This window comes from Paenibacillus residui (assembly GCF_042677205.1).
In the GTDB taxonomy this organism is placed as follows: domain Bacteria; phylum Bacillota; class Bacilli; order Paenibacillales; family NBRC-103111; genus Paenibacillus_L; species Paenibacillus_L residui.
This window is the reverse complement of sequence record NZ_JBHTIU010000114.1, coordinates 1-1025: the sequence shown is the minus strand read 5'-3', so window position 1 is coordinate 1025 and position 1025 is coordinate 1. Positions and strand designations below refer to the sequence as shown.

At 54.5% G+C, this 1025-nt stretch carries 1 protein-coding gene; it reads left to right on the top strand.

What is annotated here, in order from left to right; genetic code table 11:
- Window positions 1-49 precede the first annotated feature (49 nt).
- Window positions 50-1025: ISLre2-like element ISTco1 family transposase (locus ACFQ03_RS25800; RefSeq protein ID WP_379291887.1), on the top strand; the 976-nt coding region annotated here is incomplete at its 3' end.

Here is a 1025-nt window from a genome sequence, read left to right as displayed (position 1 = left end):
TTGGTAAAGTGATGTTTGCGCACAACACACCAAGAAGGAGGAAGCTCCTGTGAGCCACTTTACCACAACAATGCCGACGATGAAAGAGATTGAGCAATGGATTTTCCGGAAAATGCAGGAGGAATTCGCTCGTGCGATGAAGCAGGTACTGGAGGCGCTGGATCAGCAGATCCTGGAGCAACGGGACCGAGAGCGTTATCGAGTAAAGGACGAGCGTGAAACAAGCGTCAACACAGTGTTCGGGAATGTGCGCTTTAAGCGGAGATTGTACTGTGACCGTAGAAGCGGCAAACACGTGTATCTGCTGGATCAGCTGTTGCAATTCGAAGGGCGCGGGAAAGTCAGTCCGCATTTGGAAGAGACAGCAATCGCATTCGCAAGCCAAGGACCGTCGTACCGGGACAGCGCAAAGAGGCTGGAGCAGCTTTTGGGCTACAATGTGCTGAGCCACCAAGCGATCAGGGAAAAACTGATGGAGCGTGCGCAACAGCCGATGCCAGCGGTGAAACGGCGCGCTGCCCGCGTGCTGTTCGTGGAAGTGGATGGGCTGTACACGAAGCTGCAGCGGAGCAAAAAGCGCGGGATGGAGAACGCAATTGCAGTCGTACACGAAGGCTGGGAGAAGAACGGCAAGCGGGTACAGCTGAAGAACAAACAGCATTACCTGCACACGAGCGGCGGCGACTTCTGGGAAGGGTTCGGGGACTTTCTGGTGGAGCGTTACGAAATCGACGAGAACACGTGGCTTGTGGTGAACGGAGACGGCGCGGCGTGGATCGGGGAATGTACATCCTACTTTCACCAATGTCTGTACATGCTGGACCGCTTTCATGTGGCGCGTGATTTGAAACGCTTTGTTGGTCATTTGCCGCAGGTGTGGGAGACCGTGAGACGGTCTTTGGCCAAACAGGATGCAGCCGCGCTTATGGCGGTCCTGGAAGGCGTGTCGGAGCAAGAGATAGCGGAAGAGAACCGGAAGGATTGGAAGCCGTATAAAAGATTTCTAAAGCGGCATGAGAAGCATT